Annotated in this window: 23 protein-coding genes and 1 riboswitch; of the genes, 16 read left to right on the top strand and 7 right to left on the bottom strand. The window is 32.2% G+C overall.

Annotated features, from left to right (window positions below; genetic code table 11):
* Positions 1-5: 5 nt before the first annotated feature.
* Positions 6-581, bottom strand: coding sequence for an ECF transporter S component (locus LQ677_RS02055; RefSeq protein ID WP_196307808.1), 576 nt, complete (start codon positions 579-581; stop codon positions 6-8).
* Between the two features lie 91 nt (positions 582-672).
* Positions 673-777: riboswitch (TPP riboswitch) on the bottom strand.
* A 184-nt stretch (positions 778-961) separates the two neighbouring features.
* Positions 962-1087, bottom strand: coding sequence for a hypothetical protein (locus LQ677_RS14670; RefSeq protein ID WP_257213171.1), 126 nt, complete (start codon positions 1085-1087; stop codon positions 962-964).
* A gap of 147 nt (positions 1088-1234) precedes the next feature.
* On the opposite strand from LQ677_RS14670, the gene auxA reads away from it, so the two are divergent.
* From auxA to ptsP, 7 genes are all read left to right on the top strand, one after another.
* The gene (gene auxA / locus LQ677_RS02050; protein WP_037587396.1) at positions 1235-2533 is read left to right on the top strand and encodes a lipoteichoic acid stability factor AuxA; all 1299 of its coding nucleotides are present in this window, start codon (positions 1235-1237) and stop codon (positions 2531-2533) included.
* A gap of 347 nt (positions 2534-2880) precedes the next feature.
* On the top strand, positions 2881-4053 hold the full coding sequence (locus tag LQ677_RS02045; RefSeq protein ID WP_126476970.1) for a class I SAM-dependent rRNA methyltransferase: 1173 nt from the start codon (positions 2881-2883) through the stop codon (positions 4051-4053).
* Positions 4054-4125: 72 nt separating this feature from the next.
* Positions 4126-4662: a hypothetical protein gene (locus LQ677_RS02040; protein ID WP_025905191.1), complete on the top strand. Its 537-nt coding sequence runs from the start codon at positions 4126-4128 to the stop codon at positions 4660-4662.
* 150 nt (positions 4663-4812) lie between these two features.
* On the top strand, positions 4813-5904 hold the full coding sequence (locus LQ677_RS02035) for a carbohydrate kinase (RefSeq protein WP_151359407.1): 1092 nt from the start codon (positions 4813-4815) through the stop codon (positions 5902-5904).
* The gene (locus LQ677_RS02030; RefSeq protein ID WP_126476967.1) at positions 5904-6821 is read left to right on the top strand and encodes a pseudouridine-5'-phosphate glycosidase; all 918 of its coding nucleotides are present in this window, start codon (positions 5904-5906) and stop codon (positions 6819-6821) included. Before LQ677_RS02035 ends, LQ677_RS02030 begins: the two co-directional genes overlap by 1 nt.
* Positions 6822-6957: 136 nt before the next feature.
* Positions 6958-7224: a phosphocarrier protein HPr gene (locus LQ677_RS02025; protein ID WP_016912884.1), complete on the top strand. Its 267-nt coding sequence runs from the start codon at positions 6958-6960 to the stop codon at positions 7222-7224.
* Positions 7224-8936: a phosphoenolpyruvate--protein phosphotransferase gene (gene ptsP / locus LQ677_RS02020; RefSeq protein WP_037587406.1), complete on the top strand. Its 1713-nt coding sequence runs from the start codon at positions 7224-7226 to the stop codon at positions 8934-8936. The genes LQ677_RS02025 and ptsP overlap by 1 nt, the downstream gene beginning before the upstream one ends.
* Positions 8937-9016: 80 nt before the next feature.
* On the opposite strand, the gene LQ677_RS02015 is transcribed toward ptsP, so the two are convergent.
* Both LQ677_RS02015 and LQ677_RS02010 read right to left on the bottom strand, forming a co-directional pair.
* Entirely contained in the window at positions 9017-9778 is a 762-nt protein-coding gene (locus LQ677_RS02015) for a metallophosphoesterase (RefSeq protein WP_126476965.1), read from the bottom strand.
* The gene (locus LQ677_RS02010; protein WP_204188701.1) at positions 9778-10008 is read right to left on the bottom strand and encodes a glutaredoxin family protein; all 231 of its coding nucleotides are present in this window, start codon (positions 10006-10008) and stop codon (positions 9778-9780) included. The genes LQ677_RS02015 and LQ677_RS02010 overlap by 1 nt, the downstream gene beginning before the upstream one ends.
* A 185-nt stretch (positions 10009-10193) precedes the next feature.
* On the opposite strand from LQ677_RS02010, the gene LQ677_RS02005 reads away from it, so the two are divergent.
* The 3 genes from LQ677_RS02005 to LQ677_RS01995 are packed head-to-tail and all read left to right on the top strand — an operon-like array spanning position 10194 to position 13246.
* Positions 10194-11540 (top strand): cytochrome ubiquinol oxidase subunit I, encoded by a 1347-nt coding sequence (locus LQ677_RS02005; protein ID WP_196307811.1) that lies wholly within the window; start codon positions 10194-10196, stop codon positions 11538-11540.
* Positions 11540-12556, top strand: coding sequence for a cytochrome d ubiquinol oxidase subunit II (locus LQ677_RS02000; RefSeq protein ID WP_037587410.1), 1017 nt, complete (start codon positions 11540-11542; stop codon positions 12554-12556). The genes LQ677_RS02005 and LQ677_RS02000 overlap by 1 nt, the downstream gene beginning before the upstream one ends.
* Before the next feature lie 27 nt (positions 12557-12583).
* Positions 12584-13246, top strand: a complete 663-nt coding sequence (locus tag LQ677_RS01995) for a potassium channel family protein (protein ID WP_025905183.1) — start codon at positions 12584-12586, stop codon at positions 13244-13246.
* 43 nt (positions 13247-13289) lie between these two features.
* Here the strand turns inward: LQ677_RS01995 and rnjA are convergent, their stop codons facing one another.
* Both rnjA and LQ677_RS01985 read right to left on the bottom strand, forming a co-directional pair.
* Positions 13290-14963 carry a ribonuclease J1 gene (gene rnjA / locus LQ677_RS01990; protein WP_025905182.1) on the bottom strand — a complete coding sequence of 558 codons (1674 nt, stop codon included), beginning with the start codon at positions 14961-14963 and terminating at the stop codon, positions 13290-13292.
* A complete protein-coding gene (locus LQ677_RS01985; protein ID WP_025905181.1) occupies positions 14964-15176 on the bottom strand; it encodes a DNA-dependent RNA polymerase subunit epsilon in 213 nt (70 codons plus the stop codon).
* 236 nt (positions 15177-15412) lie between these two features.
* Here LQ677_RS01985 and LQ677_RS01980 point away from each other — a divergent pair, with 236 nt between their 5' ends.
* Both LQ677_RS01980 and LQ677_RS01975 read left to right on the top strand, forming a co-directional pair.
* Complete coding sequence (locus LQ677_RS01980) at positions 15413-16192, top strand: Cof-type HAD-IIB family hydrolase (protein ID WP_191836196.1); 780 nt, start codon at positions 15413-15415, stop codon at positions 16190-16192.
* Between the two features lie 12 nt (positions 16193-16204).
* Positions 16205-16477, top strand: a complete 273-nt coding sequence (locus LQ677_RS01975) for a hypothetical protein (protein ID WP_025905179.1) — start codon at positions 16205-16207, stop codon at positions 16475-16477.
* 492 nt (positions 16478-16969) lie between these two features.
* Here the strand turns inward: LQ677_RS01975 and def are convergent, their stop codons facing one another.
* Entirely contained in the window at positions 16970-17524 is a 555-nt protein-coding gene (gene def, locus LQ677_RS01970; protein ID WP_025905178.1) for a peptide deformylase, read from the bottom strand.
* Positions 17525-17645: 121 nt separating this feature from the next.
* Here def and LQ677_RS01965 point away from each other — a divergent pair, with 121 nt between their 5' ends.
* From LQ677_RS01965 to LQ677_RS01950, 4 genes are all read left to right on the top strand, one after another.
* Positions 17646-18278, top strand: a complete 633-nt coding sequence (locus LQ677_RS01965; protein WP_196308165.1) for a YkyA family protein — start codon at positions 17646-17648, stop codon at positions 18276-18278.
* Between the two features lie 164 nt (positions 18279-18442).
* Positions 18443-19555, top strand: a complete 1113-nt coding sequence (gene pdhA, locus LQ677_RS01960) for a pyruvate dehydrogenase (acetyl-transferring) E1 component subunit alpha (RefSeq protein WP_025905176.1) — start codon at positions 18443-18445, stop codon at positions 19553-19555.
* 3 nt (positions 19556-19558) lie between these two features.
* Complete coding sequence (locus LQ677_RS01955) at positions 19559-20536, top strand: alpha-ketoacid dehydrogenase subunit beta (protein WP_025905175.1); 978 nt, start codon at positions 19559-19561, stop codon at positions 20534-20536.
* A gap of 42 nt (positions 20537-20578) precedes the next feature.
* Positions 20579-21865, top strand: coding sequence for a dihydrolipoamide acetyltransferase family protein (locus tag LQ677_RS01950; RefSeq protein WP_037587422.1), 1287 nt, complete (start codon positions 20579-20581; stop codon positions 21863-21865).
* The last annotated feature ends 1 nt before the right edge of the window (position 21866 follow it).

Raw genomic sequence — 21866 nt, 5'->3', positions numbered from 1 at the left:
AACTCCTATAATAAGTCATAATCTTTTTTAGATGCTGGTCTGAACAATTTCGTAACACCAGTTTGGTCGAGTGCTTTTACAATTGCATAGCCTAATGCACCAGCAACGATTGCACCACTTAAAATTCTAATCGTAAACATTAAAATAACATTCCATAAAGCAACGTCACCTAAGTAATTATAGAACCAATCAATTGGTAACGTAATAATACCTGCAGCCATACCAGCTATAACAGCAACTGATAATTTTCTAGATTGATATCGAACTGCTAAGAAGATGATTTCACAAGCTAAACCTTGTAATAATGCGTATACAAATGTTGGAATATCAAATTGTCCCATTACAATCGTTTCGCCAGCACCGGCAGCAAATTCAGCAAGAATTGCAACACCAGGCTTTTGAATAATTAAATAAGTGACAATCGCTGCAATAAACCATACACCGTATACAGATTGTTCTAAGTGTAGACCGAGTGGTTTTAAAATTTCATAAGGTATCCATAAGAACTTATAAATGATTGCAAACAAAGCACCAATTAATACAGTTACTAAAACATCTGATAACGTTAATCTTTTTGACATGTTAAATTCTCCTTTTAAATAAAAAAATGTGCACTCCTATATCTAAATAGAAGCGCACAAAAATATTGTTATCATTTAAAAATGAATATTATATGATTTACGAACACTTTCCTACGCTAGTATCATCTAGATCAGGTACAAAGGGTTCAGACCTTTTCATGTCTGTCTCAGTTTCAAAACACCCCTAGTGCATTTATTAATTTGTTATCCATACGATAAGTCTTATTAATCTATTTGTCAATAGTAAATCATAAAAATGAAATTAATTTCTTAAATAAATGATTTATAAGTTATTAAAATAAATTCGAAATAAAATCAGGAGCGAAATCGCAATATATCTAAATTTGCGATTTCGCTCCCGAATAGGTAATGAAATTCATTTATTCAAATGTGTCTTGTATATTTTCTTTTGTTTCATCCTGACCTTTGTTGTTGTCTTGCTTATTTTCTTGTTCTTTCTTTTTAGCTTTTTCTGCTTCTTCTTTATGCTTTTCATTATGAGTCATAATAACACTCCTTTAAAATGTATGATATTATTATATACCCAACTACATATAAGTATTAAACTTCTTGCTAGTACTTGGGACTGATTTTCAATATAATTAAAGACAATTGAAAATGAAACAATTATAATGTTCAATGAGGTGAAGAACATGGCTATAAAGAAAAAAAGCTGGGAAGTTCATTTTAGTCGAATTATAGGTATATTTCTTTTGATTACTGGATTACTTATACTTTTTAATGCGCCGCGTATTAAAGACTATAATATCAAGGATTCAAGTAATATCCATATCAATAACATTTGGGACTTTTTTGTAGCTTTTTTTGATGAATTAGTAAGAATATTGCACCATTATATTGGTAACTTTCCAGTTATCGCAGCAATTATCGTATTGCTATTTGGTGTGTTTGTATTATTAGTAGGACGTACTTTAAGAAGAACAACGCATTACGATTATGATATTTCTGTATTTTATATCGGACTGACAATTATTTTAATGATTGTTATTATGATGACCATGTTCCAAGTATATAGTTTTGCATCTTTCTTATTTATTATTCCATTTGCAATTCATGTGGGATATGTCGTTTATAAAAATGAGCTAAATCCAATGCATCGAAAGAAACATTATTTATGGATTATCATTTCATATGGATTATGTTATTTCATTTCACAATTTGCAATGAACCATAATATCGATGCTCAAAATGTAAAGCCTATAGACGTTATGAGTGTTAACTTATTCTTCATTCTATTATGGTGTCTAAGCCAAATGTCAGTTTGGATTAGTTTATATTTAAGAAGATCTTTACCTGTAAGTGATGAAGACATTGAACAATTTCATGAAGAAAGATATTCAAGAGTTAAAAATAACCGCTTAACAAGAAAAATATATACTTTAGCAGAAGGTTTTTACCAAAAATTACAGAATTTCAAACAAGCGACTTTAGAAAAATTCAATTCTGAAGAGGCGATCGCTAAAAGAAAACGCCGTAATGAAAAATGGAAAGAAATTATTAAAATTGAAGAAGACGATATTCCAAGATGGATGAGAAGACCGAAATGGTTAAAGAAAAGCTATATAGAATGGATAAGTACAGTTGTTCTATTCTTATTTACATTTATAGAGTTTAATAACCGTAATGGTTTATTCTTATCAGGTGAATGGAAATTATCTCAAATTCAATATGTTTTTGAATGGCTAACATTATTTATTATGATGTTATTGATTATTTTATATGCATACTTTAATTACACAACAAATTATAAGAATAAAAATAATTTTGGTAAGTTGTTTGTCATTTCAGCATTATTCTTTGAAATTGCAACGACATTCTTTGTTTCAGCAATTCAAACGTCACAATTTTCCGTGTTTATCACACCAATTTCATTTTTACTATTATTATTTGTAACACCTGCATTTATCATTCACTTGAAAAAATCATTTTAATATCTTACACGATATAATTAGACACTTTATTGAGCGCTATGCGCTCAATAAAGTGTCTTTTATTTTATAATTTGCACGAGCAATTGCTGTATTTAAAAGTTTGAATATGTAATAAGTAAACTATTTTAATGAATTTATTCAAAAAATGTATTGCGTGGAATAATCTTATCCTTTATACTAACTTTAGTAAGCGTTTACATATAAGGGGATCAAAACTTTCTGGGGGAAATTTTGATTAATAAAATTCGGTTAACAGAGTATTCTAAAGGGGAATACTCTGTTTTTTGGTGTTTTGAATAATATACGTTATAATATGTGAGACATTTCGAAAGGATGGCTAATATATAATGAAACAATTAATGCTCAAAAAAGGAAAAGAAGATAAATATTTAAGAGGGTATCCTCTAGTTGAAAAAGACGACGTTTTTGATATGCCTAAAATGGATGAAGGCGAATTAGTTGCGCTTGTTGATGCAGGAAAAAGATTCATTGCAACTGCATATTATGGTGAACAAAATAAAGGTATAGGCTGGGTATTATCATTAGACTCAACTGAAAAGATTGATCATAACTTTTTTGTAAAGTTATTTGAAGAAGCTAAAAATGATAGAGCATATTATGAAAATGTAGATGGAATCAATGCATATAGATTATTTAATGCTGAAGGCGATGGAATTGGTGGACTGACAATCGATCATTATGATGGTCATTTATTAGTTCAGTGGTACTCAGTAGGGATATATCGATTGAAAGATAGAATATTACCTGCAATTAAAGAAGTCTTTGAATATAAATCAATTTTTGAGAAAAGAAGATTTAAAGGAATGGAAACAGCGTCAGACTTCGTAACGGGTGAAGCACCAGAATTTCCATATGTCATAGAAGAAAACCATATGTTCTATAATATTAACCTTGATGATGGACCTATGACAGGTATTTTCTTAGATCAAAAAGATGTTAGAAAAAAATTAAGAGACCACTATAGTCAAGATAAAGATATATTGAATTTATTTAGTTATACGGGTGCATTTTCAGTTGCAGCAAGTGAAAATGCTCGATCTACTACAAGTGTGGATTTAGCTAATAGAGCTAGACCATTAACTGAAGCAAACTTTGGTTTAAATACTATGGATCTTAATCAGAACCATATATTTATAATGGATGTATTTGATTATTTCAAATATGCTTTAAGACATGGTTTAAGTTATGACGTTGTCGTTATTGATCCACCAAGCTTTGCACGTAATAAGAAAAAGACTTTTAGTGTTCAGAAAAACTATCCTGAATTAATTGAAGGTGCATTAGAATTATTAAACGAGAATGGTAACTTAGTGTTAAGTACAAATTCAAGTGCTTTTCCACAAAAAGCATTCAAAAAAATGATTAATCAAACATTAGATCAATTAGGTGTAGATTATACAATCTCTGATGTAATGGGATTACCTAAAGACTTCAAGAGTCATCCACACTATAAACCAAGTAAATACTTGAAAGTCGTATTCGTACAAATAAATGGTTAAAATTTCCTAGTTCGGGTATATATTATTATAATAATGTTTGAATATAATCGAACTGTGAGGAGAATGGAAACAATGGGAATTTTCGATAAAATTACGACAAAAGCAGGTAATAAAGCATTTGGTATACAAGAAATAAAGAAACGTTCTGAATTACCAACTTCACAAGAAGAATTGTTAGAACGTAGAAAAAAAGCTAAAGAACTTATTCATAAGAAGTCATTAATGTCTTCAGCTGCAAATGTAGTACCAATCCCAGGACTTGGTGTTGGTATGGATATTAAATTAATGGGCGATATCATTGAAGATATTAATAAAATTTATGGATTAAGCCATAAACAAGTTAATAAAATGCAAGATGATTTAAAACAAAAAGTTTTAACATCAGCTGCAATGAGAGGTAGCCAGTTTATTGGTCAAAAAGTAACGAATGCAATGGTAAAAGTTATATTTAGATCAGTTGTAAAAAGAGAAGCGGCAAAACAATCAAGATGGGTACCATTAGTTGGACAAGCAGTTGCTGGTTCAATTAGTTATTATTTAATGAAAAAAATGGGTGAAGATCACATTAAAAAATGTGAAACAGTCATTCAAGACTTTATAGGTGAATAAAATATTGAAATAAGCTAAGGCATTTTGTAATGTCTTAGCTTATTTTTGTGTAATTTTTTATTTTATATTTGCAATTATTCTGAAAACGCTTTATAATCAAAATGTAAACTAAAGTTTGAAATATAAACAAATGTTTGTGAGGTGAAATTAATGAATGAAAATGAAAAATTAATTCTTAACTTAATTAAAGAGAATCCTTTTATATCACAACAAGAGTTATCGGATAAAGTTGGTTTGTCTAGACCTGCAGTTGCAAATATTATTTCAGGTTTAGTTAAGAAAGAATATGTTCAAGGGAAAGCATATGTGTTAAACGAGCAAAATCCAATTGTTTGTATAGGTGGGGCTAACATAGATAGGAAATTTCATATTACAGACGAATTAGTGCAGGGTACTTCAAATCCAGTAACTTCTGAAACTTCTATTGGTGGCGTTGCTAGAAACGTTGCTGAGAATTTAGGACGCATCGGTGAAGATGTTCTGTTATTAACGACTTCAGGTAATGATGCAGAGTGGCAACATATTTCTGATTTATCATCACCATTTATGAATGTGGATTATGTTGAGAAGATTTCTAGTGAATCAACGGGAAGTTATACGGCATTGTTAGATCAACATGGTAGTATGACGATGGGGTTTGCGGACATGTCAGTATATGACAAAATTACGCCAGAATTTATGATTAAAAACACATATTTACTCAATAAATCAAAATGTATTATTGCAGATTTAAACTGTCCTAAAGAGACGATAGAGTTTTTATGTTCATATGCAGAGAAGAAAAAGATTAAATTAGTATTGATTGCAGTTTCGGGACCTAAAATGAATCGTCTACCTCATAATTTACATGCGGTTGATTGGCTCATATTAAATAAAGATGAAGTTGAATCATTCGTAGGTAAAGATGCACAAACAGAAGCAGAATTAATTCAATACATTGGTGAAATTAGATCACTAGGTGTGAAGAACTTAGTTGTGACATCAGGTAAAGATAATATTATTTATGATGGTGAGGAAGGTCAACGACAATTTGAAGTTAAAAAAGTGGATAATGTCGTTGATGTAACAGGTGCCGGTGATGCATTTACATCAGGTTTAATTTATGGATGGTTGAAATCATATGAAATCGACAAAATTATTGATTTAGCAAAAGCAAATGCATCTAAAACAATTCAAACAGCTTATACAGTAAGACAAGATTTAGATAAAAAACAATTAATTAAGGACATGGAGGCTTTATAATGGAAAACTATATTCAATTTTCAGCAGAGGTAGAAAAAGCAAAAGAGGAAGGTAAAGCAATTGTTGCTTTAGAATCTACAATTATTTCACATGGTATGCCTTATCCTCAAAACGTAGAAATGGCACAAAAAGTAGAACAAATTGTAAGAGATAATGGTGGGGTACCTGCAACAATCGCAATTATTGATGGAAAAATTAAAATTGGATTGAGCGAAGATGAATTACAATTATTAGCAAGTGCAGAAAATGTAGCAAAAGTTTCTAGAAGAGATATCGCTGAAATATTAGCAACTAAAAAAATTGGTGCAACAACAGTGGCTTCAACAATGATTTGTGCTCAATTAGCAGATATTAAATTCTTTGTTACTGGTGGTATCGGTGGTGTTCATAAAGGTGCAGAACACACAATGGATATTTCTGCAGACTTAGATGAACTTTCAAAAACGAAAGTAGCTGTTATTTGTGCAGGTGCTAAATCAATTTTAGACTTAGACAAAACATTAGAATACTTAGAAACAAAAGGTGTACCGGTAGTTGGATACCAAACTGACGAACTTCCAGCATTCTTTACTAGAGAAAGTGGCCTTAAATTAAACACAAGAATTGATGAAGTAAGTACAATCGCGAAACTTGCAGAAGTACAATGGGACTTAGGTTTAGAAACAGGTATTGTTGTCGCTAACCCGGTACCAGAAGAGGATCAATTAGAGCCAAGTTTCATCAATGGTATTATTGACAAAGCAGTTGCTAAAGCTGAAGAAGAAGGTATTCACGGCAAAGATTCTACACCATTCCTATTAGGTGAAATCGTTAAGCAATCTGAAGGTAAATCATTAGAAACAAATATTAAACTTGTTGAACATAACGCTAAAATTGGTACACAAATAGCAGTTGAATACACGAACCTTCAAAAATAAAGAATAATCAGCTCAAATAATTGCATACTTATGTAATATGATTGAATTGTAAGTGGTTTTTTGATATTCTTTAATCGTATAGATAAAATTTGATTTTATACAAATTTAATATAGGTATCAGAAGGAGACAATAAAAATGGAACAAAATTCATACGTAATTATTGACGAAACGGGTATTCACGCTAGACCAGCAACAATGTTAGTTCAAACTGCATCTAAATTTGATTCAGATGTACAATTAGAATATAACGCTAAAAAAGTTAACTTAAAATCAATTATGGGTGTAATGAGCCTAGGTGTTGGTAAAGATGCTGAAATTACTATCTACGCTGAGGGTAGTGATGAGAAAGAAGCTATCGAAGCAATTACTGAAGTATTATCTAAAGAAGGATTAACTAAATAATGTCTGAATTATTAAAAGGTATAGCTGCATCTGATGGTGTGGCTATTAGTAAAGCATATTTATTAGTTGAACCTGACTTATCGTTTTCAAGCGAAAATATCAGCGATGTAGACGGCGAAGTTGAAAAGTTTAAAGCGGCTGTTAATCAATCAAAAGTTGAATTAACTCAAATTCGTAATAATGCTGAAAAACAACTTGGTGCAGATAAAGCTGCGATTTTTGATGCGCATTTATTAGTGTTAGAAGATCCAGAATTATTAAATCCAATTGAAGAAAATATTCGCAATAACAAAGTAAATGCACCTACTGCATTAAATGAAGTATCAACAAACTTCATTACAATCTTCGAAAATATGGATAATGAATACATGAAAGAACGTGCGGCAGATATTCGTGACGTTTCTAAACGTGTTTTGGCACATATTTTAGGTGTAGAATTACCAAATCCTAGTATGATCAATGAAAGCGTTATTATTGTAGGTGAAGATTTAACACCATCTGACACTGCGCAACTTAACAAAGAGTTTGTTAAAGGTTTTGCGACAAATATCGGTGGAAGAACTTCACACTCAGCAATAATGAGTCGTTCATTAGAAATTCCAGCTGTTGTAGGTACTAAAGATATTACTGATCGCGTTAACCATGGTGATAGTTTAATCATTGATGGTTTATCTGGTGATGTAATCATTAACCCAACAGATGACGAAGTTCAAGCATACGAACAAAAACAGAAAAACTTCTTAGCTGAAAAAGAAGAATTAGCTAAATTAGTTAATGATGAATCTGTTTCTAAAGATGGTGTTCATGTAGAATTAGCTGCGAATATTGGTACACCTAATGACTTAGAAGGTGTTAAAAATAACGGCGCAGAAGGTATCGGTTTATACCGTACTGAATTCTTATACATGGGTAGAGACAATATGCCTTCAGAAGAAGAACAATTTGAAGCATATAGCAAAGTCTTAAAAGAAATGGACGGCAAACGTGTTGTCGTTCGTACTTTAGACATAGGTGGAGATAAAGAATTATCTTACCTAAACTTACCTAAAGAAATGAACCCATTCTTAGGATATAGAGCGATTCGTTTATGTTTAGATCAAACTGATATCTTTAGAACACAATTAAGAGCTTTATTACGTGCTTCTGAATTTGGTAAGTTAAATATCATGTTCCCAATGATTGCAACTATTAAAGAATTTAGAGACGCTAAAGCAATCTTACTTGAAGAAAAAGAAAAATTAGTTTCTGAAGGTGTTAACGTTGCGGATGATATCGAAATCGGTATTATGGTAGAAATTCCATCTACTGCAGCACTTGCAGACATCTTCGCTAAAGAAGTTGATTTCTTCAGTATTGGTACGAATGATTTAATCCAATATACAATGGCTGCTGACCGTATGTCTGAGCGTGTTTCTTACTTATACCAACCATATAACCCTGCAATTCTTCGCTTAGTTAAGCAAGTAATTGAAGCTTCTCATAAAGAAGGTAAATGGACTGGTATGTGTGGAGAAATGGCTGGAGACAATACAGCAATTCCATTATTACTTGGATTAGGTTTAGATGAATTCTCTATGAGTGCGACAAGTATTCTAAAAGCTAGAAAGCAAATCAAACAATTAGATCAAAAAGAAATGCAAGAATTAGCGAACAAAGCAATTAACTGTGCAACAGAAGAAGAAGTTGTAGAACTCGTTAATCAAATTCTTTAAAATTAAAAAACAGAGCAGTTATCTCTTAACATTAAGTAGATAACTGCTCTGTTTTTATATGTGAATGATCTTTTCAGATTTTAATGAGCGTTCAAGTTGAATATCGCAATTTCAGGTGAACAAAATATTCTAATAGGTAGTCTTGTCATACCTATGCCTTGATTAACATAGAGGTATTGTCCAGTTCTAATTTGATACAAACCTTGTTTATATATTTTTCCATAAGTTGGAGTATAAATAGCGCCAATCTTAGGAAGTCGAACTTGACCACCATGTGTATGTCCAGAAAGTACTAAATGGATGTTTGGATCTAATAATTTAACTTTATCAGGTTCATGTACGAGTCCAATTCGAAAGTCTATACGACAATTAGTTACTTGGAATGAACTGCTAAAATTAGGCTGACCAAAACATAAATCGTCAATACCGTTAATCTGAATATTACCATCAGGTGTGTTGACGACGTAAGAATTGTTTAACAAGACTTCAAAACCCGATTTATTCATGATATCTAATACCGTATGAATGCCGTTTGAACCGTAATCGTGGTTGCCTGGAACAAAAAACTTTCCATATTTTGATTGAACTGTACGAAATAAAGGTATAACTAGATAAGGGTCAAATGAAATTTGAGCAATATCATCAAAACAATCACCTGTGAAACAAACAATATCTGCTTCTTGCTCATTGATAAGACGTACAAGTTGATATAAATTTTCTAAATTAGAATAATAACCTAAATGCAAATCTGTTATATGAATGAGTTTTAGATTTGATTTTAAGTTTGTATCAATAGAATGTGTGGTGACTTTAATTTTAGAACTTGGAAATTGAATCTTCATTAATGAATGCCTAATGCTTTATTAAAAGATTCTATATCAACTTGATAAAAAACTTCATCATTAATGAGAACAGTAGGTGTTGAAAAACTGTCTAGATCGATAAGTTCGTTTTTAAATTGTTTGTTTTTTATATTTTTTTCTGTAAACGGAATTTCTTTTTCATTAAAATATTGTTTTACAAATTGGCAAGGGGGACACTGGTCTTGTGTATAAATTGTAACTTCACTCATAGCTTTCACCTCAACTTTATATAGACATATTATAAATGATTTTTTAAAGCGTTCAACGATTATGTCCTATTTTGCCATTAATTTGTCATTACTTTGTAAATGTTAAACATTTCACAAATGATTAAAGTGTTGTATAATAAGATTAAATTGTGATGTATATCACAAACGTTGAATGGAGGAATATTATGGATGCAGTAGTTATAAGTCGTTTACTAACTGCTATGACATTGGGATTCCATATCATTTTTGCAACAATTGGTGTGGGAATCCCATTAATGTTTGCAATTGCTGAATTCATAGGTATTAAGAACAATAATCCTATGTATATAGCAATGGCAAAACGTTGGTCTAAAGGGTATACGATTACTGTAGCGGTCGGAGTAGTTACGGGAACAATTATTGGTCTACAATTATCGTTATTGTGGCCAGCATTTATGCAATTAGGTGGGCAAGTTATTGCGCTACCATTATTTATGGAAACATTCGCCTTTTTCTTTGAGGCTATTTTCTTAAGTATTTATTTATATACGTGGGATAGATTCAAAGGTAAATGGACGCACTTTTTAATTACGTTACCAGTAATTATTGGTGGTACATTCTCAGCGTTCTTTATTACATCTGTGAATTCTTTCATGAATACGCCAAATGGATTCGATTTTATCAATGGAAAATTGATGAACATTGATCCAATCGCTGCGATGTTTAATGCATCATTCGGTATTAGAGCATTTCACGTTATAGCGACTGCGTTTATGACAGCTGCATTTATTTTAGCAAGTATAGCAGCATATCGTTTAATTAAGAATAAATTTATAGACGATAAAGAATATCATAAAAAAGCTCTTAAACTTACAATGATAGTTGGTTTAATTGCGAGTTTACTTGCAATGTTAGCAGGAGATTTATCAGCTAAGTTCTTACATCAAGAACAACCTGAAAAATTAGCAGCTATGGAGTGGCATTTTGAAAGTGAATCAAAAGCAGACCTAGTATTATTTGGGGTAGTTGATGAAGATAAACAAGAAGTTAAAGGTGCTATTAAAATTCCTGGCGCTTTAAGTTTCTTATCAGATAGTAATTTTAATACTGAAGTTAAAGGATTAAACGAATTTAAGAGTGATGAAACACCACCACTTATCATTCACTATTTCTTTGATTTGATGGTATTCTTTGGTGTGTATTGTTTTGTCGTTTCAGCTTTATTTGTCGTATTAAAATGGGTGAAAAAATGGTCGCAATATAGTAAGCCAATCTTATATTTAGCGGTATTAACGGGACCACTTGCAATGCTTGCAATTGAATTTGGTTGGTTCTTAGCTGAGATGGGTAGACAACCTTGGATATTAAGAGGTTACTTAAAAGTTGCACAAGCTGCAACAAATGCTGATGGACTTGCACTTGTATTCATTGCATTCGCAATACTTTATTTAGTTCTTGGTATTTCATCAAGTTATGTACTTATTAGAATGTTTAGTCACAGTAAAGCGACTGATGATGTGAACAAAATAATAGACAGAAAGGGTGAAGTATAATGGATTATCAACATATAGGTATTACAGTGCTTTGGCTCTTTCTGTTTGGTTACATTATTATTGGTGCGATTGATTTTGGTGCAGGTTTCTTCGCATTTCACGCTAAATTAACGAAGCAAGATCATATTATCAATAACTTGATTTCTAGATATTTAAACCCTGTGTGGGAAGTAACAAATGTGTTCTTCGTATTCTTCTTTGTAGGAATAGTTGGATTCTTCCCAGACTCTGCATATTATTTCGGGTCAACATTATTAATACCTGGTAGTATTGCATTAATTTTACTAACCATTCGTGGTAGCTTTTACGCATTTGAAAACTATGGACAAGATAGTAAATTATCATGGTTATTCTTATATGGTGGAACAGGTTTATTGATTCCAGCATCATTATCAACCATTTTAACAATTGCTGAAGGTGGCTATATTAAAGAAACAAGTGATGGCGTTCACCTACAGTGGGTTGATTTATTATTAAGTCCATATGCATGGGCAGTTGTATTTTTAGCAATTATCTCAGTGTTATATATTTCATCAGGATTTTTAACATTTTATGCGAATAAAGCTAAAGATTCTGAAGCATATCATTTATTGAGACAGTGGTTCCTTATATGGGCAATTCCAATGATCATCATTTGTCAGTTCGTTTTCTTATCATTAAGACAACATAATGAAACGCATTTTAATAATGCAGTCGGCAGTTATTGGTGGTTATTCGGATTAAGTATTATATTCTTTATCATTGCTGTTGGATTAATATACTTTAAAAAAGCACATGGTGTTGCATTTATCATGATATTATTACAATTCGGTACAGCATTCTTTGGATATGGTGTAAGTAAATTGCCGTATATTTTAGATCCATTTATCAATATTGATAAAGCAGTTGTGAACGATCAAATGGCATTAATGCTTGTAATCGTATTTATTTTAGGTTTACTTTTACTCGTGCCATCGCTTATATTATTATTAAGATTATTTATCTTTGATGCAGATTACGTTAAAGGTAAAAAATAATATTATTATAAAGTATGGAGGCATATCATGAGTAGGGAGTATGTAGTTATAGGTTTAGGCCGATTTGGCGGAAGTATTGTAAGAGAGCTCAATGCTTTAGATATGGATGTAATGGCCATTGATGCAGATGAAGCAAGAGTGAATGAGTTCAGTGATATCGCCACACATGCGGTGATTGCAGATACAACAGATGAAGCGGTCATGAAAAGTTTAGGTATACGCAATTTCGATCATGTCATTGTTGCGATAGGTGAGAATATACAAGCGAGTACGTTAACAACATTAATTCTTAAAGAATTAGGTGTTAAAAAAGTTACAGCTAAAGCTCAGAACGATTATCACGCTAAAATTCTGAATAAAATAGGTGCGGATACTGTTGTCCATCCAGAAAGAGATATGGGTCGTCGTATCGCACATAATGTTGCTAGTGCATCTGTACTAGACTACTTAGAACTCTCTGATGAGTATTCAATTGTAGAAATTAAAGCAGGGGAAAGACTTGCTGGTAGTTCTATACTAGAATTGGATGTACGTGCAAATTACGGTATAAATATCATTGCAGTTAAAAGAGGTAAAGATATCATCGTAGCACCAGATCCAAATGAAAATATTGAATTTCATGATATATTAATCGTGATAGGTCATGACAATGATTTAAATAGATTTGAGAAAAAATTAGTAAACGAATAAAAGAACACCCGTAATTTTTAGAAATTACGGGTGTTTTAATGTTTTATTTAATTTTCATGATAATTGGTAAAATCATTGGTTTACGAGCTGTTTTTTCGTATAAATAAGGTTGTAAAGCTTCAGTAATTGTAGATTTAACGTGATGCCATTCTACTTTATCATTATTGTTTAGCTTCTCAATAACAGCTTTCTTGATTAATCGTTGTGCATCGTAAATTAAATGACCTGATTCTCTCATATATACAAATCCTCTAGAGATGATATCTGGACCTGAAAGCAGTTGTTTCGTTTTGAAATCTATACTTACAACAACTATTACAAGACCTTCTTCAGAAAGGACTTTACGGTCTTTAATTACGACATTACCGATATCTCCAATTCCGCTACCATCAACAAATACATTTCCTGATGGAATACGACCAGCATATCTTGCAGAATCTTTTGTAAGTGCAAGGACATCGCCAATTTCATATACGAATATATTATCTGGATCTACACCACAGTTCACACCAGTTTCACTATGTTTCTTAAGCATTCTATATTCACCGTGAATCGGCATAAAATATTTAGGCTTAATTAAACGTAACATTAATTTTTGTTCATCTTGTGAACCGTGACCTGAAGTATGAATGTTAGACAATTTACCGTGAATAACATCAGCACCAGCTTTGTATAATGCATTGATTGTTCTATTTACACTCTTCGTGTTACCTGGAATAGGTGATGAACTGAATACAACTGTATCATCTGGAATAATGCTGATTTGTCTATGTGTACCATTAGCAATTCTTGATAGTGCTGCCATTGGTTCACCTTGAGAACCTGTACATAAAATAAGAATTTCATGTTTAGGAACGGTATTAATTTTGTTAGGTTCAATAAATGTTTCAGGTGGTACTTTGATATAACCTAATTCTGTACCAATTTTAATATTATTCTCCATTGAACGACCGAAGACAACGATCTTACGATTGTATTTAACGGCTGCTTCAACAGCTTGTTGAACTCTATAAATATTAGAAGCAAATGTCGCAAAAATAATTCTACCTGAACATTTACGGAAAATCTCATCTACGTTTTGTCCAACTTCCTTTTCACTTAATGTAAAGTTAGGAACTTCAGAATTTGTAGAGTCTGATAACAAACATAATACGCCTTCTTCACCAAGTTGAGCCATTTTAGCAATATTTGCAGGTTTACCAACAGGTGTGAAATCAAATTTGAAGTCACCTGTATGAACGATTTTACCTTCTGGTGTATCTGCAATAATCCCGTATGCTTCTGGAATACTATGAGTTGTTAAATAAAATGAAATCTTGAAATGTTTAAATTCAAATACTGAATCTTCATCAATTTCATTTAATTGAGCTGTCTTCAATAAATTATGTTCTTCCAATTTATTTCTAATAAGACCTAAAGCAAGTGGTCCACTATAAATCGGAACATTCATTTGTTTTAATAAAAATGGGACACCACCAATATGGTCTTCGTGTCCATGAGTGATAAATAAAGCTTTCACTTTATGTTTATTTTGAATTAAGTACGTATAATCTGGTATCACGTAATCGATACCAAGAAGATCGTCATCAGGGAATTTAATACCTGCATCGATGACTATGATTTCATCTTGATATTCGAGGGCGTACGTGTTTTTACCAATTTCACCGAGACCACCCAGTGCGTATACGCCTACTTCATTTTTTTGTAAAGGCTTCATTTAGATTGTCTCCACATTAAAGTGATCTGATTTCTTTTCATATTCTAAATGAGCGCCCTCTAATTTTTGGACAAATTCGATATTGTAATTACGGTCAGATAAATATCTTCTAACTTGTTCTTCAGTTTGTCCTTCGAAATATTTTGTTTGTGTACTTTCACGTACGATTACTTCACTTTTGTCTTCTTGATAAAATACTTTAAATACTGCCATATATATAAATCCTCCTAGGTTAATTAACATAAATAAAGCCCTAGTTTTTAAGTCTAGGGTTTGTCAATTTCGAAATTTGATTCCCGTACATTTTTAAAAGTAATTATATGAAAATATATAAATACCTTTTTAATAAGTTCATTTTACATGATAATTAGAGATAAATAAAGATATTTAACTAAATCTTTCATATATATTGATTATCAACTAGAATAGAGACAAGGAGGCGATGAAAGTTGAATAAGAAATTAATATTTTTCGATATAGATGGTACAATCTATGATGAAAACAAAGAAATTCCAGAATCAACTATTGATGCGATAAAAAATTTAAAAGAAGCTGGCCATATCGTCGCAATTGCAACAGGTAGAGCACCATATATGTTTAAAGAAGTTATTAAAGAAACAGGTATTGATACTTTTGTTTCGCTAAACGGACAAATTGTTGTATATAATGGAGAAATTATAAGTAAATATCCATTAAATAAAGAGGAACTTACGAGCATAGTAGACAAAGCACATGCAAATAACCATCCTCTAGTATTCTTCGGTGAAACTGCAGTATATGCAAATGTAGAAAGTGATAACGACATTTCTGAAAGTCTTGGAACATTAAAGATGGATTATCCAGAATATCACAATACATATTATCTTGATCACCCAGTCTATCAAGCGCTTATTTTCCATGCTGACGATGAAGATGACAAGTACGATAATCAATTCAATGCATTGAAATTCTATAGATGGCATCCACTAAGTAGAGATGTAGTGCCGAATGATCGTTCTAAAGCAGAAGGCATAAAAGAACTCAGTGATAAATTAGGATTCCCATTAAGCGAAGTAGTTGCATTCGGTGATGGACCAAATGATGTAGAAATGATTACTGAAGTAGGGTGTGGTGTAGCAATGGGAAATGCCGTTGACGCACTAAAAGAAGTTTGTGATTTTGAAACGAAACATGTAAGTGAAAATGGTATATACTATGCTTGTAAAGAATTAGGATTGATAGATGAATAGGATGTGAATTTTATGGATAAGGTCGAACGCATCATCAAAACAATCGATGCAGAAAAAAACAGATCTGACAAACAATTTAAAGGAATAGAATTTAATATTCGAAAAAATGAAGTTGTGATGATCTATAACTATGATGAAATGATTAATAACGTTAAACAAGATCCACATTACATTCGACATAACAAAGATCCAGAATGGTTAAGTTTGGACGAATTAACCGCTATTCAAAAAGCACTAAAAGAAAAAAACATTCATTTCATCGAACGAAGAGATGAATTTATGTAATGAACAAAATTATGAAACAGAAAAACAGTAATCTACAATTGGAAGATTGAGATTACTGTTTTTTGATAGGAGAGAAGTTATAGTGGTGTGGTAGTTAGGGACAGAATTCCGAGAAGTGTCCGTAAATGAGCGCTCATCTAAATACCACAATTCAGAATAATGGAAGTTAGCGGATTCTAATTACCACAATTCAGAATAATGGAAGTTACAGCGTTCTAATTACCACAATTCAGAATAATGGAAGTTACAGCGTTCTAACTACCACAATTCAGAATAATGGAAGTTAGCGGATTCTAATTACCAGAATTCAGAATAATGATAGTTACAGCATTCTAATTACCAGAATTCGAAATAATGGAAGTTACAGCGTTCTAATTACCAGAATTCGAAATAATGATAGTTACAGTGTTCTAATTACCACAATTCGGAATAATGACATTAAAAAGAGCGAATACCGACTGAATGGTATTCGCTCTTTTATCATCATACTTATTAATTAATTTCTACTGCATCATCGAGTGGTTTGAATGGATCTTCTTCATTAATATAGTCATAGAACATGATGCCATTTAAATGATCGATTTCGTGTTGCAATACGATTGCTGGATATCCTTTGAATCTTTTCTTAAATGGATTTCCTTCTATATCGTATGCTTGAATTGTTATTTTATAATTACGATGAACGAGTCCTGGTTTAGCTTCGTCTACACTTAAACATCCTTCTCCGCCATTTAAATATGCTTTTTGTACACTGTGGCTTACGATTTTAGGATTGATAAGTTGAAGTTCTATTTGGTTTCCTTTTCCGTCATCTTGTATATATACAGCTAACATTTTTTTAGAAACATTGATTTGTGGAGCGGCTAGTCCTACGCCAGAACGTAATTTGTATTTTTTAGCAAGATCTTCATCTTGAGAGTTCTTTAGGAATTCCATCATTTCATTTAATGTTTCTTTATCTTCAGTCGATACTGGTAATTCTACTTCTTCGGCTTTCTTTCTAAGTGTTTCGTGGCCGTCACGAATAATATTTTCCATCGTTATCATTTACATGCACCTTCCTCATATAAAATATTATCAAAAACTGGTCATTTTTACATCTATTATTAATTGTATAAATAAAAAAAACAGAGTAACATATTGATAGGATTAAAAGGAGGAATTACCAATGATTGGCAAGAAATTTGTAACATTAACATTAGCGACTTCAATAATTTTAACAGCGTGTGGTCAATCTAAAGAATCACTTGAATCTTTTTATAACAAAGTTGAAAAAGCAAATAAAGAAGAAAAAGTTATAGTTGATTTAAATGAGAAAATGACTAAGGCAGAAAAAGATAAAGTTAAAAAAATCGAAGCATTAAATAAAGCTAAAAATGATGATTTTAAAGAAAAAGCGAAAGAATTAACGGACGGCGTTAAAGATAGGGAAGAAATTGTAAAAGATGAAAAAGCTGCAATGAAGAAATCTAAGGACATTTATGAATCATCTAAAAAAGATTATAAAAATATAGAAGATGAAGAACAATTAAAAGAAGCTAAAGATTTAAAGAACGCTCTAGATGAAAAGTATAAGCTACATAATGATGTAATGAATGCTTATCAAGAAGTATTAAAAACTGAAAAAGATTTATTTAGTTATCTATCAAAAGACAATGCAACGCAAAAAGGTGCAAATGATCGTTCTTCTAAGTTAACTGATGTTAATAAAAAGACTGAAAAAGTTGTAACAGATTATCAAAACACTTTAAGAAAAGTCCAACAAGAAAAGAAAGATGTTTCAGCTATTTTAGATAAATAATTTGTATTAGTACAGCTAATATTATGTTTTAGTACAGTTACATAAAAACCTTTGATTTGTTGGGTTTTTAAGATGTTAGTATTTTTTATTTAACAGTAAAACAGTTTTGTGTTAGAATGATTAAGAAATGATTATTTAATATAGGGAAAGGTATGGTGAATTGAATGGCTCCGAGAAAAAAAGCCCAATTCGATGCAGTAGCGACTTTAAATGAAATAGAGTCTAAGTTTGAAATGGTTCAAGTTTTAGATGAAGAAGGAAATGTCGTAAATAGTGACTTGTTACCGGACTTATCTGACGAAGAACTTGTTGAATTAATGGAAAGAATGGTTTGGACTCGTGTTCTAGATCAACGTTCTATTTCATTAAATAGACAAGGACGTTTAGGTTTCTATGCACCAACAGCTGGACAAGAAGCTTCACAATTAGCTTCACATTATGCGTTAGAGAAAGAAGACTATGTATTACCTGGTTACCGTGATGTGCCACAATTAATTTGGCATGGTTTACCATTAACTAAAGCTTTCTTATTCTCACGTGGACACTTTATTGGAAACCAATTCCCAGAAGGTGTTAATGCTTTAAGTCCACAAATTATTATCGGTGCACAGTTTATCCAAACAGCTGGTGTAGCACTAGGTCTTAAAAAACGTGGTAAGAAAAATGTTGCAATTACTTACACTGGTGATGGCGGTTCTTCACAAGGTGACTTCTATGAAGGTATCAACTTTGCTTCTGCTTACAAAGCACCTGCAATTTTCGTTATCCAAAATAACAACTATGCGATTTCAACACCTCGTGACAAACAAACAGCTGCTAAAACATTAGCTCAAAAATCAGTAGCAGTTGGTATTCCAGGTGTATTAGTAGATGGAATGGATGCATTAGCAGTATATGCAGTAACTAAACAAGCGCGTGAACGTGCAGTAAATGGTGAAGGTCCATCATTAATCGAAACATTAACTTACCGTTACGGTCCACATACAATGGCTGGTGACGATCCAACTCGTTACAGAACTTCTGATGAAGATTCTGATTGGGAAAAGAAAGATCCATTAGTACGTTTCAGAAAATATCTTGAAGCGAAAAACTTATGGTCTGAAGAAAAAGAAAACGAAGTAATGGAAAAAGCTAAAGAAGAAATTAAAACAGCTATTAAAGAGGCAGATAATACGCCTAAACAAAAAGTTACAGACTTAATGGAAAACATGTATGAAGAAATGCCTTACAATTTAGCTGAACAATATGAAATTTACAAAGAGAAGGAGTCGAAATAAGTCATGGCACAAATGACAATGATTCAAGCGATTAACAATGCGCTTCAAAACGAATTAAAAAGAGACGAAGATGTTCTATTATTCGGTGAAGACGTTGGTGTAAACGGCGGTGTATTCCGTGCAACAGAAGGTTTACAAAAAGAATTCGGTGAAGATCGTGTATTTGATACACCTCTAGCTGAATCAGGTATTGGTGGTCTAGCTTTAGGTTTAACGCTTGAAGGTTACCGTCCTGTCATGGAAATCCAATTCTTTGGTTTCGTATTTGAAGTTATGGACTCAATTGCTGGTCAAATAGCTCGTCACCGTTTCCGTTCAGGTAACTCTAAAGTGGCTCCAATCACAATCCGTGCGCCATTTGGTGGTGGTGTTCATACACCAGAATTACACGCAGACAACTTAGAAGGTTTAGTAGCTCAATCTCCAGGTTTGAAAGTTGTTATTCCTTCAAACCCTTACGATGCTAAAGGATTATTAATTTCTGCAATCCGCAGTAATGACCCAGTTGTTTATTTAGAACACATGAAGTTATACCGTTCATTCCGTGAAGAAGTACCTGAAGAAGAGTACGAAGTAGAAATCGGTAAAGCTAAAGTTAAACGTGAAGGTACAGATTTAACAATCATCACTTATGGTGCAATGGTTCAAGAATCATTAAAAGCAGCTGAAGATTTAGAAAAAGATGGTTATTCAGTTGAAGTTATTGACTTAATCACTGTTCAACCATTAGATATTGAAACAATTGTTAAATCAGTAGAAAAAACAAACCGTGTAATTGTAGTTCAAGAAGCTCAAAAACAAGCAGGCGTTGGCGCAAATGTTGTAGCTGAAATCTCTGAAAGAGCTGTTCTTTCATTAGAAGCTCCTATTGCACGTGTGGCAGCTGCTGACACTATTTATCCATTCACACAAGCTGAAGGTGTTTGGTTACCAAACAAAAAAGATATCGTAGCGCAAGCTAAAGAAACATTAGAGTTTTAATGCGCATTAAAATACGGATTTAATATTTAGGAGGAAAAAATCGTGTCATTCGAATTTAAATTACCAGATATCGGTGAAGGTATCCACGAAGGTGAAATTGTAAAATGGTTTGTTAAAGCAGGAGACGAAATTCAAGAAGACGATGTATTATGTGAAGTTCAAAATGATAAATCTGTCGTTGAAATTCCATCACCTGTTGCAGGTAAAATTGAAGAAGTTATGGTTGAAGAAGGTACAGTATCTGTTGTTGGTGATACAATTGTTAAAATTGATGCACCTGATGCAGAAGGTTTACAATTCAAAGGTCATGACGACGATGAAGAAGAAACTAAAGAAGAAGCACCAGCTGAAGAAGCAAAAGAAGAAGCAACTACTGCAACTCAATCAGAAAATGTTGATGAGTCTAAACGTGTAATTGCTATGCCTTCAGTTCGTAAATTTGCTCGTGATAACGATGTAAATATTAAAGCTGTTTCAGGTTCAGGTAAAAATGGCCGTATCTTAAAAGAAGACGTTGAAGCTTACTTAAATGGTGGCGCTACTACAGAGCAACCAGCTAAAGAAGAAGCTCAAACTTCATCTGAAGATACACAAACAGTACAATCTCCACAAGTACCAGAAGGAGAATTCCCTGAAACTCGTGAGAAAATACCAGCTATGCGTAAAGCAATTGCTAAAGCAATGGTTAACTCTAAGCATACTGCACCTCACGTAACATTAATGGATGAAATTGATGTTCAAGAATTATGGGATCACCGTAAAAAATTCAAAGAAGTTGCTGCTGAGCAAGGTACTAAATTAACATTCTTACCATATGTTGTTAAAGCATTAGTATCTGCACTTAAGAAATACCCAGCATTAAATACTGAATTTGATGAAGAAAATGGTGAAATTGTTCATAAACATTACTATAATATAGGTATAGCTGCGGATACTGATCGTGGTTTATTAGTACCAGTAGTTAAAAATGCTGATCACAAATCAATGTTCGAAATTTCTGATGAAATTAACGAATTAGCTGTTAAAGCACGTGACGGTAAACTACAAGCTAACGAAATGAAAGGCGCAACATGTACGATAAGTAATATCGGTTCAGCAGGTGGACAATGGTTTACACCAGTAATCAACCATCCTGAAGTAGCTATTTTAGGTATCGGTCGTATTGCTCAAAAACCTATCGTTAAAGATGGAGAAATTATTGCTGCACCTGTATTATCACTATCATTAAGTTTCGACCACAGACAAATTGATGGTGCTACTGGACAAAATGCAATGAACCATATTAAGAGATTATTAAATAATCCAGAATTATTATTAATGGAGGGGTAAA

It is taken from the genome of Mammaliicoccus sp. Q-M61 (assembly GCF_022386055.1).
GTDB classification, from domain to species: Bacteria; Bacillota; Bacilli; order Staphylococcales; family Staphylococcaceae; genus Mammaliicoccus; species Mammaliicoccus sciuri_A.
This window is presented reverse-complemented; position numbering and strand designations above follow the sequence as displayed.

Excerpts from the sequence above, each read along its gene's own strand:
- LQ677_RS01995 (WP_025905183.1), top strand. The coding sequence starts at position 12,584 with ATGAGTAGGGAGTATGTAGTTATAGGTTTAGGCCGATTTGGCGGAAGT.
- LQ677_RS02005 (WP_196307811.1), top strand. The coding sequence starts at position 10,194 with ATGGATGCAGTAGTTATAAGTCGTTTACTAACTGCTATGACATTGGGA.
- LQ677_RS02000 (WP_037587410.1), top strand. The coding sequence starts at position 11,540 with ATGGATTATCAACATATAGGTATTACAGTGCTTTGGCTCTTTCTGTTT.
- LQ677_RS02055 (WP_196307808.1), bottom strand. The coding sequence starts at position 581 with ATGTCAAAAAGATTAACGTTATCAGATGTTTTAGTAACTGTATTAATT.
- rnjA (WP_025905182.1), bottom strand. The coding sequence starts at position 14,963 with ATGAAGCCTTTACAAAAAAATGAAGTAGGCGTATACGCACTGGGTGGT.
- LQ677_RS02010 (WP_204188701.1), bottom strand. The coding sequence starts at position 10,008 with ATGAGTGAAGTTACAATTTATACACAAGACCAGTGTCCCCCTTGCCAA.
- LQ677_RS02015 (WP_126476965.1), bottom strand. The coding sequence starts at position 9,778 with ATGAAGATTCAATTTCCAAGTTCTAAAATTAAAGTCACCACACATTCT.
- ptsP (WP_037587406.1), top strand. The coding sequence starts at position 7,224 with ATGTCTGAATTATTAAAAGGTATAGCTGCATCTGATGGTGTGGCTATT.
- LQ677_RS02045 (WP_126476970.1), top strand. The coding sequence starts at position 2,881 with ATGAAACAATTAATGCTCAAAAAAGGAAAAGAAGATAAATATTTAAGA.
- LQ677_RS14670 (WP_257213171.1), bottom strand. The coding sequence starts at position 1,087 with ATGACTCATAATGAAAAGCATAAAGAAGAAGCAGAAAAAGCTAAAAAG.
- LQ677_RS02025 (WP_016912884.1), top strand. The coding sequence starts at position 6,958 with ATGGAACAAAATTCATACGTAATTATTGACGAAACGGGTATTCACGCT.
- LQ677_RS01955 (WP_025905175.1), top strand. The coding sequence starts at position 19,559 with ATGGCACAAATGACAATGATTCAAGCGATTAACAATGCGCTTCAAAAC.
- LQ677_RS02035 (WP_151359407.1), top strand. The coding sequence starts at position 4,813 with ATGAATGAAAATGAAAAATTAATTCTTAACTTAATTAAAGAGAATCCT.
- pdhA (WP_025905176.1), top strand. The coding sequence starts at position 18,443 with ATGGCTCCGAGAAAAAAAGCCCAATTCGATGCAGTAGCGACTTTAAAT.
- LQ677_RS02030 (WP_126476967.1), top strand. The coding sequence starts at position 5,904 with ATGGAAAACTATATTCAATTTTCAGCAGAGGTAGAAAAAGCAAAAGAG.
- LQ677_RS01985 (WP_025905181.1), bottom strand. The coding sequence starts at position 15,176 with ATGGCAGTATTTAAAGTATTTTATCAAGAAGACAAAAGTGAAGTAATC.
- auxA (WP_037587396.1), top strand. The coding sequence starts at position 1,235 with ATGGCTATAAAGAAAAAAAGCTGGGAAGTTCATTTTAGTCGAATTATA.
- LQ677_RS02040 (WP_025905191.1), top strand. The coding sequence starts at position 4,126 with ATGGGAATTTTCGATAAAATTACGACAAAAGCAGGTAATAAAGCATTT.
- LQ677_RS01975 (WP_025905179.1), top strand. The coding sequence starts at position 16,205 with ATGGATAAGGTCGAACGCATCATCAAAACAATCGATGCAGAAAAAAAC.
- def (WP_025905178.1), bottom strand. The coding sequence starts at position 17,524 with ATGATAACGATGGAAAATATTATTCGTGACGGCCACGAAACACTTAGA.
- LQ677_RS01965 (WP_196308165.1), top strand. The coding sequence starts at position 17,646 with ATGATTGGCAAGAAATTTGTAACATTAACATTAGCGACTTCAATAATT.